Source organism: Bacteroidota bacterium (genome assembly GCA_016721765.1).
Classification (GTDB): domain Bacteria; phylum Bacteroidota; class Bacteroidia; order UBA4408; family UBA4408; genus UBA4408.
In genome coordinates, this window is the sequence record JADKHO010000001.1 from 938,957 (window position 1) to 958,096 (window position 19,140).

General features: G+C 42.6%; 6 protein-coding genes and 1 tRNA gene. All 7 read left to right on the plus strand.

Annotation, left to right across the window (positions count from 1 at the left end):
* Positions 1-62 precede the first annotated feature (62 nt).
* The 7 genes from IPP32_03470 to IPP32_03500 all read left to right on the plus strand — a co-directional run bounded on the left by IPP32_03470 (position 63) and on the right by IPP32_03500 (position 19,140).
* Positions 63-530: a DUF962 domain-containing protein gene (locus IPP32_03470; GenBank protein ID MBL0047139.1), complete on the plus strand. Its 468-nt coding sequence runs from the start codon at positions 63-65 to the stop codon at positions 528-530.
* Positions 531-594: 64 nt separating this feature from the next.
* Positions 595-668 (plus strand) — tRNA-Arg (locus IPP32_03475).
* Between the two features lie 395 nt (positions 669-1,063).
* Positions 1,064-2,137, plus strand: a complete 1,074-nt coding sequence (locus tag IPP32_03480) for a hypothetical protein (protein ID MBL0047140.1) — start codon at positions 1,064-1,066, stop codon at positions 2,135-2,137.
* Positions 2,138-2,147: 10 nt separating this feature from the next.
* On the plus strand, positions 2,148-2,864 hold the full coding sequence (locus IPP32_03485) for a YdcF family protein (protein MBL0047141.1): 717 nt from the start codon (positions 2,148-2,150) through the stop codon (positions 2,862-2,864).
* Between the two features lie 82 nt (positions 2,865-2,946).
* Positions 2,947-5,157 carry a DUF2341 domain-containing protein gene (locus IPP32_03490; protein ID MBL0047142.1) on the plus strand — a complete coding sequence of 737 codons (2,211 nt, stop codon included), beginning with the start codon at positions 2,947-2,949 and terminating at the stop codon, positions 5,155-5,157.
* Positions 5,132-18,256, plus strand: a complete 13,125-nt coding sequence (locus IPP32_03495) for an HYR domain-containing protein (GenBank protein ID MBL0047143.1) — start codon at positions 5,132-5,134, stop codon at positions 18,254-18,256. The genes IPP32_03490 and IPP32_03495 overlap by 26 nt, the downstream gene beginning before the upstream one ends.
* Positions 18,253-19,140 carry a type IX secretion system membrane protein PorP/SprF gene (locus tag IPP32_03500; GenBank protein MBL0047144.1) on the plus strand — a complete coding sequence of 296 codons (888 nt, stop codon included), beginning with the start codon at positions 18,253-18,255 and terminating at the stop codon, positions 19,138-19,140. Before IPP32_03495 ends, IPP32_03500 begins: the two co-directional genes overlap by 4 nt.

Consider the following 19,140-nt stretch of genomic DNA (forward strand, 5'->3'; position numbering starts at 1 on the left):
AAAAAAAATGTGACTTAGCGCACATTTTAATTTTTTTTTACCTTCACAAAAAAAGCACAGATATGAAGCAAATCGGGACCTGGCTCAGCGAGTATGACGAAAGTCATAGAAACAAAACCAATAAACTTATCCACTGGATATGCGTGCCACTCATTTTTTTTAGTGTTACCGGATTTTTATATAGCATCAAACTCCCCTATCAATTAAATGATGCGATTCAGCTCAATGTTGGCTTTGTGGCTATGTTGCTTGTGTTTTTTTATTACGCATTGCTCTCGTGGCGACTTTCAATTGGAATGTTGCTGTTTGGAATGTTTTGCTTACACTGCTGTAATTGGATTGAGGTAAATGTTGCTATTTCTTTGTTGCAAGTTTGCCTTTTTATTTTTGTGTTCGCTTGGATTGGCCAGTTTTATGGACATAAAATAGAGGGCAAAAAACCTTCATTTCTGAAAGACATTCAATTTCTACTTATTGGCCCAGCATGGTTAATGCACTTTATTTACCAAAAAATTGGGATTCGCTTATAGCAGCGCGATTGATTTATTCTCTTTTTACATTGGGCTATTTTTCTAATTTTGCTGCGCTTTAAAAGGCTCCGTAGTTCAATTGGATAGAATGACAGGTTTCGGCCCTGTTGGTTGGGGGTTCGAATCCCTCCGGGGTCACGAATGAATCAAAAAGCGCAAAGCGTATTTAGTGGACATGATTCAAAATTAAGCTTGCTTAAATTTTGGAGCAGGTTCACTAAATAAATTGCAAAGCAATTCCTTTTTGATTTTGACTGAGTGTGAGGAGGGAGCAGCGAATGCTAATCCCTCCGGGGTCACGAATAAATCATAAACCCGCTTTGCGCATTTTGTAAAGACGAAACAAATTTAAGCTTGCTTAAAATTTGGAGCGTGTTTGCAAAATGAATTGCGCTGCTATTGGTTTTTGATTTTGACTAAGTGTGAGGAGGGATGGCAAAGGCAAACACAATTTGTTACACTAACTAATTTCTTTTGCCGATACAAATCGGGGCAACGAACTTATACTTTCTGCAAAAACCGAACTTCATAAAATGCAAGTTTCCCAATCCACGATTCGCACAGCTCAATTAATCCCAATGGTGCATGTGCACAGCAACAACGCACTTACCAATACTGCCTATAACTCCATTTTTAAAACCCCTACATTTTTAGCTGCTGATTTAACACTACTAGCATCCATTCGAAAAAAAATGATGGAGCTTTCACAAAATATTATTGAGGAAACCGGGAACAACATTTTTAACTATTGCCGCAATGCAAGTTTTGTTTTAAAGAAAAAGGAAAGCGCAGAGTTGGTAGAAAAAATCTCTTCTCTTCAATTTGTGCAATCCTTGGTTCAGCGCGCACTTGATGAAGTAGAAATCTATCACAAAAACGGAATAAACTACGTTGAGATTGAAAATGTTGGCGCACCCTATTTTATTGGAAACGAAATCCCATTAGAGGATTTATTAATACTTCACACCGTAGCTCAAGCCATTCGAAAAAATTATCCTGAACTAAAAATGGGTATTCAGGTCTTATCCAGTGGCGAACTGGAAGCCTTGCCCATTGCAATAGCATGCGATGCCTTTTTTGTGCGCTCAGAAGCTTCATTATTTAAGGGTTTGAGGCCAGAGGGCGAGACGAGCAATCGAGGAAATTTAGCTAAGTTTTTTTACCTTCGGAATTATTTGCAAGCGGCACAGGGTGTGGAAATGCCCGAAAACAGAAGAACTCCACAAGTTTGGTGTGATGTACAAAAAAAGCACACGGTGTTTAAGGAGGAATTAACCGGCTTAAAAACCTGGCTGAATACAGCTCTTTTTATGAAAATAGAAGGCCTTGTGCTCACTGGTGCAGAAACCGGTTCTGATATAGCTGAACACGATTTAAGAGAGGCAAAAAATTCAATCTCCAACCTCCATGAAAATGTAAAACATATTTCCGGAAATACTACTGAGATTAGCATTCCCATAGTTACCGGTTCGGGTTCGAATATTGAAATGTATAAGAAATATGCCGATTTTATAATCTTAGGAACTTCTCTCAAAAAAAATAATTATTGGGAAAACGAAGTGGATGAAAGCCGTGTGAAAGAAATGCTAAAACGCTTTCAACCCTAATCCAAGCAACATGGTTGAGTTTAAAAATAACATATTTCAGCGTGGTATAGCAGTTCTCAAGTGGTGCTTTATTTCGTTTGGCGTTGTAGCTTTTGTTTCAATTATCCTTAGTTTTACTGATATCCCCTATTACGCCTTTCGAAACTTAAGTATGGAAGAGCAAGTACTCAGCAGCGACCCGGAGTATATTGTTGTATTAGGAGGAAGCGGAATGCCGAGTCCGGATGGGCTAATGAGAACATACTATGCCGCACAGAATGCACTTCAATATAAACAAGCAAAAGTCATTCTTGCTCATCCTTATACTTCAGGTGATAGTTTGATGCAGTTGCACTTAATGGCACACGAGCTCATTATACGTGGAGTTGACTCGCTTCGAATTTTATTTGAACCAATGGGGTTCAATACACATTCTCAAGCCGAGAACATTTTAACCATGTTAGGAGCAGAAAAAAAGAATAGTGCCTTGCTGATTGTGAGTTCTCCTGAACATTTATTTAGAGCCGTAAGAACATTTCAAAAAACAGGATTTACTAGTGTTGGCGCCGCCCCTGCTTTTGATACACCGGTGGAAGAAAACGGAATTAAAGACAAGCTCAAAACTTCTGATACCCGTATAAAAAACCTCTACTTGCGCTACAATATATGGAGTTATCTTAATTACGAACTACTTGTTGCCCGCGAGTATTGTGCCATAACCTACTACAAAATAAAGGGATGGATTTAAGCACGTAGTTATTAAGAATCTACTGTTAAGATTTTCGACCAAATGCCCCACCATCGCGATTTATGTTTTGTAGATTTGCTTTATGAGGTTACTGCTTTTTGTTGCTTTTCTTTTTTCTTCATTAGCTGGATTCACAGCGCCATCAGGTTATTCATTTTATAAAAAGCTTAGCGTTCAAGAAAGTCAGATAACTGTTAACAACAATAGCTTATCCGGATTTCCTGTCCTCGTTCGCATAACAGATGCTGATTTAAAATCGGTCGCGAATGGTGGAAGGGTTCAAAGCAATAATGGTTACGATATTGTTTACACCGCCAGCGACATGAATACGCTTATTCCATTTCAAATGGAAAGCTATGATGCAGTAACAGGAACACTTGTTGCTTGGGTAAAAATTCCAACGATTAGTGCCACGGTTAATACTGATTTTTACCTGTTTTTTGGAAATGCAAACAATACAATAAACCTAGGTAGCAAAAGCACTTGGGATGCTAACTACAAGGGCGTTTATCACCTTCATGCAGATGTTGCAGATGGCACAATTAATGCTTCAAATCTTACCAATACCGGAACAACCAATTACTCACCCGGCTTAGCAGCTGATGGACAAAGAATAGGTTCTGGAAATTACCTTAGTCGAGCAGCCACCGCCGGATTGCAAATTACCGGAGATTTTACCTTGGAAGCTTGGATGCTTCCTAATTCTTTAATCTCAGGAAGTAATGAAAATATTGTGCTCTCAAGCAGTTCAACCAATAACGGCGCTGCTGCTACAAATATCAACTATTGCTTAAGTATTTCAGGTTCAGGAGGTAGCGCAGGAACACTTATTTTTAAATGGCAATATAGCAACAACTCCGATGAGCAAGTCAGCTCCACAGCTCCAATAACCAACACTACAGTTGGTTGGCATAATATAACCGTTGTGCGAGATGTAACAGCAAAACAGGTAAGGTTTTATTTTGATGGACTCCAATTGGGCGCTGCCGTTTCTTTTTCGAATTTACCTTCCGGTGGTGCCTCCAATTCCTTCCTAATTGGCAAAAACCTTCAGGATCCGGGGCGAACAATTGATGCCGTTTTTGATGAAGTTAGAATTTCTAACAGTATTCGTACACCCGAATGGATTCAAGCTGAATATAACAACTATAAAGCCGCCTCCTCATTTATTAGCTATTCGCCAACAGCTTCTGTAAGCCCATTGAGCTTTTGCTTTTGCAGCATCGATATGAGCGATTTTACATCCTTAGGTACTTTTAACTCTCACACGTATTATGTTTCAACACAAAAGGAAAATTGGCAAAATGCTGATAGTATTGCGAGAAGCAGAGGCGGTCATCTGGTATCGATAACTAGTTTGGGAGAAAACACTTTTTTAACGCTTACTTCTTTACTGAACAATGTCTGGACAGGGCTTAACGACAGCATTACCGAAGGGACTTTTGTTTGGTCGTCGGGTGAGCCTTTTTCATATAGCAATTGGGCGCTTTTACAACCCGATAATTCAGGCAATTCTGATTATGCTTTATTTGGCCTTTTGGGTTCATGGGATGATCAAAAAAACAACCCTCAACTTTTTGTTATAGAGTTTGATTGTACTGCTCCAACTCCAGTTACTGTAAATGCAGGTCCAGATCAATTAGTTTGTGGAAATGCTTCTAATTTAAGTGCAACTCCTATTCCTGTCTCGGCATTTGGAAGTTGGTCTTTACTGAGTGGTGCAGGGTCTATAGCCAATCCTAGTGTTGCCGCGACCACTGTAACCGGTTTGGATAATGGACCAAATGCTTTTATTTGGAAGGTTGGAAATGGCTCATGCAGTGCGTCACTTGATACTGTTGTATTATACACCGATACGGTAAAACCAACGCTTATTTGCCCGGCAAATATTGTTGTAAATAACTCGCTTGGATTGTGCTCCGGTTTTGCAACATGGGCGGTGCCAACTTTTAGCGACAATTGCCCTGGAGCAAGCATTGTGCAAACCGCAGGATTGGCAAGTGGGTCAGCCTTTCCTGTTGGTAATAACGCTATTAAATATATTGTTACCGACGGCAACGGCAATTCCGAGAGTTGTGGTTTTGATGTAATTGTTATCGACAATGAATTGCCTAAAATTAGTTGTTCCGGAAACTTATCGTTTCCTAGCGATCCGGGGACTTGCGGCACTATTGTAAACGGCATTACTCCATTAAATTTTTCAGATAACTGCGGCGGGTTCAATATAACTCATCTTATTACAGGATCCACCAATACAAGTGGTATTAATGATGCCAGCGGTACCCCTTTTTAATGTTGGCACTAGTCAGGTAAGATACACCATTACCGATGCTTCGGGAGGAAGCGCGGCCTGTAATTTTAATATTACAATTACAGATAATACAGCTCCCACTTTTTCTTTTTGTCCTGCAGATATGACTGTCAATGCAAGTCCAGGTCTGTGTTCAACAATTGTTACTTGGCCCAACCCTGTAGCTGTTGATAATTGCCCCGGTGTTGTGGTGACACAAGCAAGTGGATTGCCAAGCGGGTCAAGTTTTCCGGTTGGAATATACAGTATTAAGTATGTTGCCACTGATGCTGCAGGAAACTCAACAACCTGCATCTTTACAATAACAGTTTTAGATATTGAATCGCCTGTTATTTCAAACTGTCCAAACAACATAACAATCCCAAGTGACCCTGGATTTTGCACAGCTGTGGCCACTTGGACCAGCCCGAATGCTTCTGATAATTGCGGTGGCGTAAGTATAAGTCAGGTTGACGGATTAGCAAGTGGTTCTGCTTTCCCGGTAGGAACCACTAGCATCAGTTACAAGGCAATTGATGCTGCAGGCCTAAGCACCTTGTGTACCTTTACGGTAACCGTCGAAGATAATACCAGCCCTGCTTTTTTAAACTGTCCAACAAATGTTTCAGTAAATAACGATCCCGGTCAGTGTAATGCTGTTGTCGCATGGGTTGCACCGACCATTAATGATAATTGCAGTGGTGCAACCATGTCGCAAATATCCGGCCCACCAAGTGGATCCGTGTTTCCTGTGGGTGTAACCCCAATTAGTTATTTTGCTTTGGATGCATCCGGAAATTCTGCGACTTGCAGCTTTAATGTAACTGTAGTTGATTCAGAACAACCACAAATCACATGTCTGGGAAATGTTAATGTTCCAAATGATGTGGGCGTTTGCACAGCCACTGTTTTTGGAATTGCTCCGCAAGGCGCATCAGATAATTGTCCTGGTAGCACAATCACTTTTACAATTAGTGGAGCAACAACTTCAACTGGGATTAATGATGCAAGTGGTACAACTTTTAATCAGGGAACAAGTCTTTTAACCTATAGCATAAAAGATGCCGTTGGAAACATCACCACTTGCAGCTTTAATGTAACTGTAACACCTCCTGTGCCCAGTGTCTCAGATGCCGGCCCGAATCAAACAATTTGTGCAACCACAACAAGTATGGTGGCCAATAATCCAACTTCGGGAAGTGGATTATGGACTCTTGTTTCTGGCAACGGAATCATTGTTTCACCAACATCTCCCACTACTCAAATAACCGGTTTAAGCATTGGTACAGCAGTCTTTAGATGGACTATTTCTACTTCTCCTTGTACTTTTTCATCATCCGATGTTTCAATTACAGCTATTAACACACCTAGTATTTCTTTTGCGGGATCAGATCAAACCAATCTTTGTGGAGTAACTTCAACCGCACTTGCTGCAAACACACCAACCGTAGGAACAGGAACTTGGTCAATTGTATCAGGAGCGGGCGGAAGTTTCTCACTTAACACCAATCCTGCAGCCACTTTTACAGGAACACCAGGAACCACTTATGTATTAAGATGGACAATCGCCAATACTCCTTGTACAAGTAGTACCGATGATGTAACAATCTCCTTCAACAATAACCCAACAACAGCAAACGCAGGAGCAGACCAAACCAATCTTTGTGGAGTTACAAGCACAACACTTGCAGCGAACACCCCAACAGTAGGAACAGGAACATGGACTATTATAAGTGGAGTGGGAGGTTCATTTAGCTTAAACACCAATCCGGCAGCGACCTTTACAGGAACACTCGGAACTACATATGTCTTGAGATGGACAATAGCCAATGCGCCATGTACCAGCAGCAGCGATGATGTAACGATTACCTTCAATAATAATCCAACAATTGCAAATGCTGGTACAGATCAATTAAATTTATGTGGTGTAACTTCAACTTTTCTCGCGGCTAATTTACCATCCGCTGGTTCTGGGGGGTGGAGCATTGTGTCGGGTGCAGGAGGAGTTGTTGCAACACCGGCAATTCCAAGCTCCTCCTTTACAGGAACACTCGGAACTACCTATGTCTTGAGATGGACAATTACTAATGCACCATGTGTAAGTAGTACAGATGATGTAACAATTACCTTCAACAATAATCCAACAACTGCCAATGCAGGAGCAGATCAAACCAATCTTTGTGGAGTAACTTCTACCGCACTTGCTGCAAACACACCATCCGTAGGAACTGGAACTTGGTCAATCATATCTGGCGCAGGCGGAAGCTTCTCAATCAACACCAATCCGGTAGCTACTTTCACAGGCATACTTGGAACCACTTATGTATTAAGATGGACAATAGCCAATGCACCTTGTACTAGCAGTTCAGATGATGTAACAATTACCTTCAACAATAATCCAACAACTGCCAATGCAGGATCAGATCAAACCAATCTTTGTGGAGTAACTTCTACCGTACTTGCTGCAAACACACCATCCGTAGGAACTGGAACTTGGTCAATCATATCTGGCGCAGGCGGAAGCTTCTCAATCAACACTAATCCGGTAGCTACTTTCACGGGCACACTTGGAACCACTTATTTATTGAGATGGACAATTGCGAATGCACCTTGTACTAGCAGTTCAGATGATGTAACAATTACCTTCAACAATAATCCAACAACTGCCAATGCAGGAGCAGATCAAACCAATCTTTGTGGAGTAACTTCTACCGCACTTGCAGCAAACACACCATCCGTAGGAACTGGAACTTGGTCAATCATTAGTGGAGCAGGAGGAAGCTTCTCAATCAACACCAATCCTGTAGCTACTTTCACAGGCACACTTGGAACCACTTATATATTAAGATGGACAATAGCCAATGCACCTTGTACTAGCAGTTCAGATGATGTAACAATTACCTTCAACAATAATCCAACAACTGCCAATGCAGGATCAGATCAAACCAATCTTTGTGGAGTAACTTCTACCGTACTTGCTGCAAACACACCATCCGTAGGAACTGGAACTTGGTCAATCATATCTGGCGCAGGCGGAAGCTTCTCAATCAACACTAATCCGGTAGCTACTTTCACGGGCACACTTGGAACCACTTATGTATTAAGATGGACATTTGCCAATGCTCCTTGTACTAGCAGTACTGATGATGTAACGATTACCTTCAACAATAATCCAACAACAGCTAATGCAGGATCAGATCAAACCAATCTTTGTGGAGTAACTTCTACCGCACTTGCTGCAAACACACCATCCGTAGGAACTGGAACTTGGTCAATCATATCTGGCGCAGGCGGAAGCTTCTCAATCAACACCAACCCGGCAGCTACTTTCACGGGCACACTTGGAACCACTTATATATTAAGATGGACAATAGCCAATGCACCTTGTACTAGCAGTACTGATGATGTAACGATTACCTTCAACAATAATCCAACTACAGCTAATGCAGGAGCAGACCAAACCAGTCTTTGCGGTGTAACAAGTACAACACTTGCAGCCAACACACCGACCGAAGGAACAGGAACCTGGACTATTATAAGTGGTGTTGGAGGTTCATTTAGTTTAAACACCAATCCGGCAGCGGCCTTTACAGGAACACTCGGAACTACCTATGTCTTGAGATGGACAATAGCCAATGCTCCTTGTACTAGCAGCAGCGATGATGTAACGATCACATTCAACAATAATCCAACAGCTGCCGATGCAGGAGCAGATCAAACCAATCTTTGTGGAGTAACTTCAACTGCACTTGCTGCAAACACACCATCCGCAGGAACTGGAACTTGGTCAATCATATCTGGCGCAGGTGGAAGCTTCTCAATCAACACCAACCCGGCAGCCACTTTCACAGGAGCACTTGGAACCACTTATTTATTGAGATGGACAATAGCCAATGCACCTTGTACTAGCAGTTCAGATGATGTAACAATTACCTTCAACAATAATCCAACAACAGCTAATGCAGGAGCAGATCAAACCAATCTTTGTGGAGTAACTTCAACCGGACTTGTTGCAAACATACCATCCGTAGGAACAGGAACTTGGTCAATTGTATCAGGAGCGGGCGGAAGTTTCTCACTTAACACCAATCCTGCAGCCACTTTTACAGGAACACCTGGAACCACTTATGTATTAAGATGGACAATCGCCAATGCTCCTTGTACAAGTAGTACCGATGATGTAACAATCTCCTTCAACAATAACCCAACAACAGCAAACGCAGGAGCAGACCAAACCAATCTTTGTGGAGTTACAAGCACAACACTTGCAGCGAACACCCCAACAGTAGGAACAGGAACATGGACTATTATAAGTGGAGTGGGAGGATCATTTAGTTTAAACACCAATCCGGCCGCGACATTTACAGGAACACTTGGAACCACCTATGTGTTGAGATGGACAATCGCAAATGCACCGTGCACTAGCAGTGCTGATGATGTAACGATCACATTCAACAATAATCCAACAACAGCCAATGCGGGGCCTGATCAAACCGGAGTTTCTACTTGCGGCTTAACCGGTGTAACTCTTGCAGGGAATATCCCAACTAGCGGAACAGGCACTTGGTCAATAGTGTCGGGAGGGAGCGGTTCATTTACAAATGTGAATCAAAACAATTCGTTTTTTAGTGGCTCTCCAGGACTTACCTATATTTTACGATGGACCATTTCTACAGCATGTGGAACAAGTACCGATGACGTTTCGATAAAAGTAAATCTTAATCCATCTACAGCTTTTGCCGGCAATGATGCTACTTTGACTTGCAATGAAATATCCACTATTCTTACTGCAAACAACCCAATTAGTGGTGTTGGATCTTGGTCAATTCTTGCTGGCGCTGGGGGCTCCTTCTCAAATAATACGGACCCATTAGCTGTATTTACTGGAACACCAACAAACACAGCCGCGATTACATATACACTTCAATGGACAATAAGCAATGCACCATGTAACAGCAATAACGATCAGGTTGAAATTACATTCCCTCGACTTGCAGCAAATGCAAATGCCGGTCTTGACCAAACCACAAACTGCAGTTCTTCGTCCACTTCTTTAAGCGCCATACTTCCGGCGAACCACAGTGGTTTATGGACAATTGTATCTGGTACCGGTGGTAGCTTTAGTAATGCCTCAAGTCCCACCTCCTTGTTTAGCGGAGTTTCAGGAAATTCATATCAATTGCGATGGACGCTAACTAGAATCGCTAACGGTTGCACTTCTTCTGATGATGTTACCATTACATTCCCTCCCGGAACCAGTATCGCAGATGCCGGTCCCGATCAAAACAGCGTGTCGACTTGTAACCTTACATCAACAACGCTTTCGGCATCTATTCCAACAATAGGAATAGGAAGTTGGAGTATAGTTAGTGGCCTTGGCGGTTCCTTTTCTGATCCTCAAAACCCAAGCACCACATTCAATGGGAACAACGGAACCTCCTATTCTTTGCGCTGGACAATCGCCAACCCTCCTTGCATACCAAGCACAGATGATGTTGATATTGTTTTCAATAGTGTACCAACAAATGCAAATGCCGGGCCTGATCAGGTTTCGCTTTGTGGTGTTTCTTCAATTGTTTTAGCCGCAAACACACCGTTAATTGGGTTGGGAAATTGGACAATTCTAAGTGGTTCCGGAGGCGGTTTTTCAGCCATAAATGACCCGAACGCAATTTTTAACGGTGTTCTTGGAACCGCATATCAATTAAGATGGACTATCAGCAACTCACCGTGTATCGATAGTTTTGATGACGTTTCCATAACATTCAACGAAAATCCTAGTATTTCATTTGCGGGTATAAACCAAACAGTTTGTGGAACCTCTGCGCAATTGGCGGCAAACCCTCCTACTAGTGGTAGTGGCAATTGGTCTGTAATTAGTGGAAGTGCCAATGTGTCCAATACGTCCGATCCAATTAGTTCGGTTAATGGCTTGGCAATCGGCGCAACTGTTCTTAGATGGACTATTTCAACGGCTAATTGCGGAAGCAGTTTTTCTGAAGTAAGCATACAAGCTGTTTCAAATCCAACAATTGCAAGTGCGGGACTCGATCAAATTCTATGTAATGTTACTAACACAGCGCTCGCAGCAAATTCACCATCAGTTGGAACCGGAATTTGGACAATAAACTCAGGTGTTGGAGGTTCCTTTAATGATGCAACTGACCCAAATGCAACATTTTCGGGGCTTGCAGGCGAAACCTACCAACTTGTTTGGACAATTACCAATGCTCCCTGTTTGGATAGTTTTGATGAAACCCAAATCTCATTTAACACTAATCCAACCCTCGCCAATGCCGGAATTGATCAAACAATTTGTTCCTCAACTGCAGCTTTAGCAGCAAATGTTCCACTTTCTGGTCAAGGCATTTGGACACTTGTTTCGGGAGCCGCACAAATAGCCAACAGCTTATCACCAACAACAGCAGTATCAGGATTAGCAGTAGGCTTGAATGTTTTCCGTTGGACCATTTCTACCACAAACTGCAGCTTTTCCAACGACGATATTAGTATTGTTGTGACTGAAAACCCAAGTACGGCAATAGCCGGAAGCAACCAAACGATTTGCGCCGGAACAACTAACTTAAATGCTGATATTCCAATTGTAGGTAGCGGAGTTTGGTCAAAAATTTCCGGTTCGGGAACGCTTGTTTTTCCCCTATCTACTAATTCCCCTGTTACTGGGCTAACAGCGGGTTCAAGTGTTTTTCAATGGACTGTTTCTAATGGTGTTTGTCCTCCTTCCTTATCTTCTGTTACAATCCTTGTTAGTGATGACCCTAGCAATTCCTCTGCCGGTATTGACCAAACCATTTGCGGCAATTCCACAACACTTGCGGCAAATAGTCCTACTGTTGGAAATGGAAATTGGTCGGTTATTAGTGGGAGCGGAAGCTTTGCCAATCCAACAAATGAAAACACGCTTGTTAGTGGCCTAAGTATTGGGCAAAATGTATTTAGGTGGACAATAAGCAACCCGCCTTGTGCGGATAAGACGGATGATGTTACAATCACTGTCAACACCATTCCTGCAATTGCAGATGCAGGGCCAGATCAATTAAGCCTCTGCGGAACCTCTGCTACGAATTTGGCCGCTATCCCGGCTGCAATCGGAACGAATGGATTGTGGACAATTGTGAGTGGAACAGGTGGGTCAATTCAAACACCAACTTCCTCTAACTCATTATTTACCGGATTACCGGATTCTTCCTATGTTTTAAGATGGACAATTAGTAGCGTGGGTTGCTCAGATAGTTTTGATGAGGTAACAATTCAATTCAAGAGTTTACCGGTGACCGCAAATGCCGGCTTAAATCAAACAATTTGTGAAAATGCAATAGGAATTACCTTAAATGCTAACCCTCCATTAAACGGCACCGGGCTTTGGTCAGTTCTTAGCGGCAATGGCAGCTTTAGCAATAGCACATCCTTTAACACCCCTGTTACTGGCTTCACCACAGGCAACAACTCCTATTTATGGACTATCTCGAATGCTTGTGGCTCCACTTCTGATACTGTGTTTCTGATTGTTGATGCTGTTCCCTCTACGGCAAATGCCGGAACCGATCAAACACTGTGCGAATCATCTAATTTTTTAAACCTATCCGGAACTAACCCCTTAAGCGGATTGGGTCAATGGACCCTAATTTCCGGAAACGCAACTATTGCTACAAGCAGCCAAGCAAATACATTGGTAACAGGGCTTAGCTTAGGACAAAATGTGTTTGAATGGAGTATTAGCAATGGCGTGTGTCCAAGCAGTTTTGATACTGTTATTGTTTCAATTGACGGGTTACCAACTCCTGCATTAGCAGGAAGTGACAGTATAATTTGCTCCGGCGTTTTTCAGCTTAGCGCTAATACTCCTTTAGTTGGCTCCGGCAGTTGGTCTAGGCTAAGCGGTGGAGCGAGCATCGCAAACAACCTTTCTCCGCTCACTTCGGTTAGCGGCTTAACAAGCGGTATTAATTCATTTGTGTGGGCAATTAACAATGGCACATGTGCTGTCTCGTCTGACACAATAAATATAACCGTTACCGACCATCCAACTATTGCAGACGCAGGGCCCAATCAATTGATTTGTGCAAACACATCGCAATTGGCTGCCAATGTGCCTTTAATTGGAACGGGTTTATGGACCTTGGTTTCCGGGAATGGAATAATTGCAAATCCAAGTTCGGAAATAAGCCAAATTAATGGTCTTGCAGTTGGAACTTCTATTTTTAGATGGACTATCTCAAATGGCAATTGTGCGGCGAGCAGTGCCGATGTGAACATTACGGTAACACCGTCTACCTCTTTAGCGAATGCCGGACCTGATAGCACAATTTGCGGTAACAGCATCCAACTTTCTGCTGTTGCAAGCAACAATGGTATTGGCACCTGGTCGCTTGTTTCTGGTTCAGGTACAATTCTAAACTTACAATCCGAATCTACGCTCGTAACGGGTTTGGGCTTGGGAGTGAATGCCTTTGAATGGAGAATTCAAAACCCTCCTTGTGCGGATAGCTTTGATACTGTATTCATCACTGTTACATCCATTCCGGTTACTGCTAATGCCGGAGCCGACCAGCTTAATTTGTGTGGAACGAACACCACAAGCCTTGCAGCCGATACCAATAATCAGGCTCTTGGTTCGTGGTCGATTGTTAGTGGCAATGGAGGTAGCTTTTCTGATGTATTTTCTCCTAGCTCCAGCTTCAGCGGTATGATTGACAGCACTTATGAATTGCGCTGGACGATTACCGCACTGGGCTGCACAGGAAGCGCTGATGACGTACTGATTCGATTCAATTCAGCTCCAAGCACGGCCAATGCAGGAGTTGATCGTAACGATGCATCCACCTGTGGCATCAGCAGCTTAATCCTAAATGCAAATGCACCGGGATCCGGTTTGGGGGCTTGGAATATAGTAAGTGGCAGTGGTGGCAGTGTTTCATCAAATTCGCCCACAGCAACCTTTAGTGGAATTTCCGGAAACACCTATACTTTAGAATGGTCTATCAGCACTGTTTGCGGGATTAGCAGAGATACAATGAGCATCACTTTTAACCAACTTGCAAACCTTGCCAATGCCGGTGTAAATCAGCAAATCTGCGAAAGTGCTGTTAGCGTTCAACTTGCTGCCAACAGCCCATTTAATGGAATTGGCAACTGGTCGGTACTTAGCGGGTCCGGAAGTTTTTCGAACAATTCAACTGAAAATGCACTACTAACAGGACTTTCTCTTGGCCTAAACACCTACGCATGGACCATCTCAAGTGTTAACTGTGGAAGTTCTGTAGACACCATGAGTGTGCAGGTTGATGCCTTACCAAGTGCCGCAAGTGCCGGAACGGATCAACAAATCTGCGAAAGCACTGCTAGTGTTAATCTTACAGCAAATGCCCCGGTAAGCGGTGCAGGATATTGGAGCAGCTTAAACGCTGCTGTTCAAATTAGTGACACCCTTGCATCATCAACCTCAGCAACAGCTCTGTTAATTGGCAGTAATTTGTTTGTATGGACAATATCAAATGGAACGTGCCCAAACACAATGGATACTACCGCTGTGTTGGTAGCTGCTTTAGCCTCGCCTTCTAATGCCGGTGCAGATCAGGCCATTTGCGAAAATGTGCCCTCTTTAATTTTAGCAGCAAATAGCCCTGTTTCAGGAACCGGAAACTGGTCGGTTATTTCAGGAACTGCCATTTTCTTTGATATTACTTCTGAAAACAGTTCGGTTGGCGGCCTCTCCCCTGGCCAGAATCAACTTGTTTGGACAATCTCTAATGGCAATTGCCCCGCTAGCTCCGACACCATAAGTGTTATTGTTCATAGTATGCCGGATGCAGCCAACGCCGGTTTAGACCAGCAAGTATGTGAGAATTCTGGAGTTGTTAATTTATTGGCAAACACCCCATTAATTGGCACAGGTAACTGGAAGCTCCTTTCCGGTACCGGAACAATAGCCGATACCACGTCAAATTCCACAAGCCTGAATGGCATCAGTGCTGGTGTGGAAATTTTAATATGGACCATTTCAAACGGCGCTTGTTTTACAAAAGATACCTTGGTGGTAACAGTTGACGCACCCCCAACAACAGCAAATGCTGGCTCAGATAAAGCAATATGTACTCCATTTACCCGCTTAAAAGCAGATACAGCGTTAATCGGTGTGGGGGTTTGGACGCTTGCTGCCGGTGCTACCGGAAACATTTTAAACCCGAATTCAGACACAACTGCTGTGCTCGCCATGTCGATAGGGGTTAATTCATTTATTTGGACTGTTTCAAATGGTATTTGTCCAAGTTCTGTGGACACTGTTAACGTCACTGTAAGTCAAAACGCAACTATCGCTGATGCAGGCCCGGATCAAACGGTTTGTGTTTCTGTTGATTCTGTAAATCTCGCAGCAAATATTGCCCTTAATGGAACAGGAAGCTGGAGGTTGGTTTCGGGAAGTGGAACAATATCGGACACTACAAACGCTAACACCAGTGTTAAAGCACTTGGTGCAGGAGTAAATCTTCTTGCTTGGGTAATAAAGAATGGAATTTGTACTTCTTCAGACATTGTAAAAATCACCGTAGATGAGCTGCCGACAACGGCAAATGCAGGAATAAATCAAAACATTTGTGAAAGCACAACACAAGTAAATCTAAGTGCAAATGCCCCAACCGTTGGAGTTGGATTGTGGTCTGGGCCAGGAACTTTCTCTAATAGTAGCTCTGAATCAAGCAACGTTACCGGTTTCACAAGCGGGATTAATTCGTATATCTGGTCCATTTCAAATGGTGCTTGTGCGGCTACTTCTGACACCGTCGAAATAGCTGTGGATGCTCTGCCTAGCCCGGCAAATGCAGGAAGCGATCAAACATTTTGCAACAACAATTTGACAACTGTTAATTTAAATGCAAGTTCGCCGCTCACTGGAAATGGCGTTTGGTCAACCACAAGCAGTGCTGTTATTGATATCATTACCGCCACTAACTCATCTGTTAGTAACCTGGCGGCCGGCTTGAGCTCTTTTGTTTGGACGGTTAACAATGGTGTGTGCCCATCCTCTTCTGATACCACCAAAATTGAGGTCGACCAATTACCTACCCAAGCACTGGCAGGCAATGATCAAAGCAGCTGTGATACATTTTATGTACTAAACGCAAATAACGCGCTAATCGGGTTTGGACAATGGTCAAAATTATCCGGAGGTGGTGTGATAGCAAACCCAAATGCTCCGGTAAGCAATGTAAGCGGCTTATCGATGGGAGCCAATACATTTGTATGGACAATTGCAAATGGGGTGTGTGTCGCCTCGGCCGATACCGTTTCCATTAATGTTAGTGCCCCTCCCTCCGCTTCAAATGCAGGGATAAACCAACAAATTTGCATTAGCAATCCATCTGCAAATCTCTCTGCGAATATCCCGGTAAACGGTTCAGGACAATGGTCGGTTGTGGCGGGTACAGGAATTATTGTATCTGGTGGACAGCCCAGCACCCTTGTAAACAATCTTTCCACGGGAATTAATTCTTTTATATGGACCATCTCAAACGGATTGTGTGGCGACACAAAAGATACTGTAGAAATACAAGTGGATGAATTGCCTGATATTGCTGCAACTGGATCAGATCAAACGTATTGTGAAAGCGCAGCAGGAATCTCAATTTCAGCAAACACCCCAACAATTGGTACAGGCCAATGGTTTGTTGGGCAAGGAAATGGATCGGTATTAAACCCAAATTCACCATTAAGTACAGTAACCTTCTCCTTGGGAACCAATGCTTATATATGGAAAATTTCGAATGGTGCTTGTCCTGTTTCACAAGACACCTGTTTCGTTTTGATTGATTCATTATCTCCAATTGCATTTGCTGGAAACAATCAAACTCTTTGTGAAAGCAATTCTATAAGTTTAAATGCAAGTGCCGTTTCGTTTGGAACCGGAAGCTGGTCAAGCCCAACTCCTGGTGTTGGTATTGCTAACCCTTCTCAGCCCAACAGCAACGCTACTGGGCTGACTATAGGACAAAATAGTTTTATTTGGACAACTATTAACGGCGTTTGTCCTACAAGTACGGATACTGTAATTATTAGTATTGACCAAGCTCCAAGCGTTGCCCATGCCGGACCGGATCTAACCTTCTGCGACACAACAAATCAAATTCGCCTGCAGGGAAATGCAATAATAACCGGAAGCGCCACATGGCTGCCTATTTTGGGTACAGGAACAATCTTACAACCTAACGATTCTAATAGCCTTGTGAGCGGGCTTGTTGCCGGATTATCGAGTTTTGAGTGGGTGGTTACAAATGGCATTTGTCCTGCATCAAGAGATACAGTGCTCATCGTGTTAAATGAGTCGCCGAGTAATTCATCTGCGGGAAGCAACCAAAACATTTGCGAAAACACAACCACCATAACTTTAAATGCAAACACTCCCATTATAGGCAATGGGGTATGGTCGCTGCTTAGTGGCACCGGAAGTATTAGTGACACCAACAGCGTATCACCAATTATTGGCGGGTTGAGCGTTGGTTCATCGGTATTTAAATGGACCATAAAGAATGGTTTGTGCGTCAGCGCATCCACTGTTGTTATTAAAGTGGATGAATTGCCGAGCCCTGCTTATGCAGGGGAAGATAAAAATGTTCCTGGCCCTAGCTCTTTTTTAGAAGCCTCAAGTCCTTCAATCGGTTTGGGCGCTTGGTCTGTTGTTCAGGGCACAGCATCCTTTGCCGATTTAATTGCCCCCAATACCTCTGTTTCAAATTTATCTCCGGGTGCTAGTGTTTTGCAATGGACGGTTACAAACGGGGTATGTCCTTCTAGTTCTGATGACGTTACCATTAACTATGAAGATTTGCAAATTCCAAATGCGATTTCTCCTAACAACGATGGTTTTAACGATGCTTTTGTAATTCCGGGACTCGAATTTTACTCCGGTGTTAAGTTTACGCTATACAACAGTTGGGGAATTATAGAATATCAAAGCGACAATTATCAAAACGAGTTTAAAGGTGAAAATAAGTCGGGGCAAGCATTACTTGATGATACTTACTATTACATTCTTCAAATCACATCAAACATTGAGTACAAGGGTTACTTAATAATTAAAAAATGAAAAAGGGAATCGTATTGATATTGCTGATTATGGCCAAGTGCACGTTTGCACAGCATCAGACTTTTTACAGCCAATATATTTATTCCGGTTTGCTCATTAACCCAGCCTATGCAGGTAGTCAGGACGCACTAAGTATTGCCGCATCCTATCGAAACCAGTGGACTGGATTTACCGGTGCTCCAAAAAATTTTAGCCTCGGGTTGCACAGTCCATTAAAAAACAAAAAAGTGAACTTAGGCCTCATTATTTCCAATGAAAAATTTGGAATTACAGCAATCACCGATGCTAACCTCTGTTATGCTTATCGAATAAAATGGAAAAAAAACACCCTATCATTTGGGCTTCAAGCAGGGGCTGATTTCGCCAAAAACGATTGGGGCCTGGTTAAAACAACCGACCAAAATGACCCGAATTTTATTGCAAGAACAGAAACTAAAACCATACCTAAGTTTGGTGCTGGGGTTTATTTTACAGGCAAGAATGGTTATGCAGGAATCGCCTTTCCAACACTTTATAAAATTGATTCAAAAACCACTTTCTCTTCATCTGCCTTTAATTTATATTCGGGTTTTGTGCTCCGCCTAAAAAACGACGTAGTAATAAAACCCTCGGCACTTATCAAATACATACAAAATTCTCCCCTGCAATGGGATGTAACAAGTACTTTTTACCTGAACAAAATAATTGGAGTTGGGTTTGGTTATCGTTCAAACGATGCAGTATATGCTTTTCTTGATTTAAAGATAAACGAACAGTTTAATTTAGGATATGCGTATGATTTTACAACCAGTCAATTAAAAAATTATTCGAGCGGAAGCCATGAAATTATGTTGCGCTATTTGTTTAAGTATACTGTAAACTCCAAGAGCGTTCGTTATTTTTAG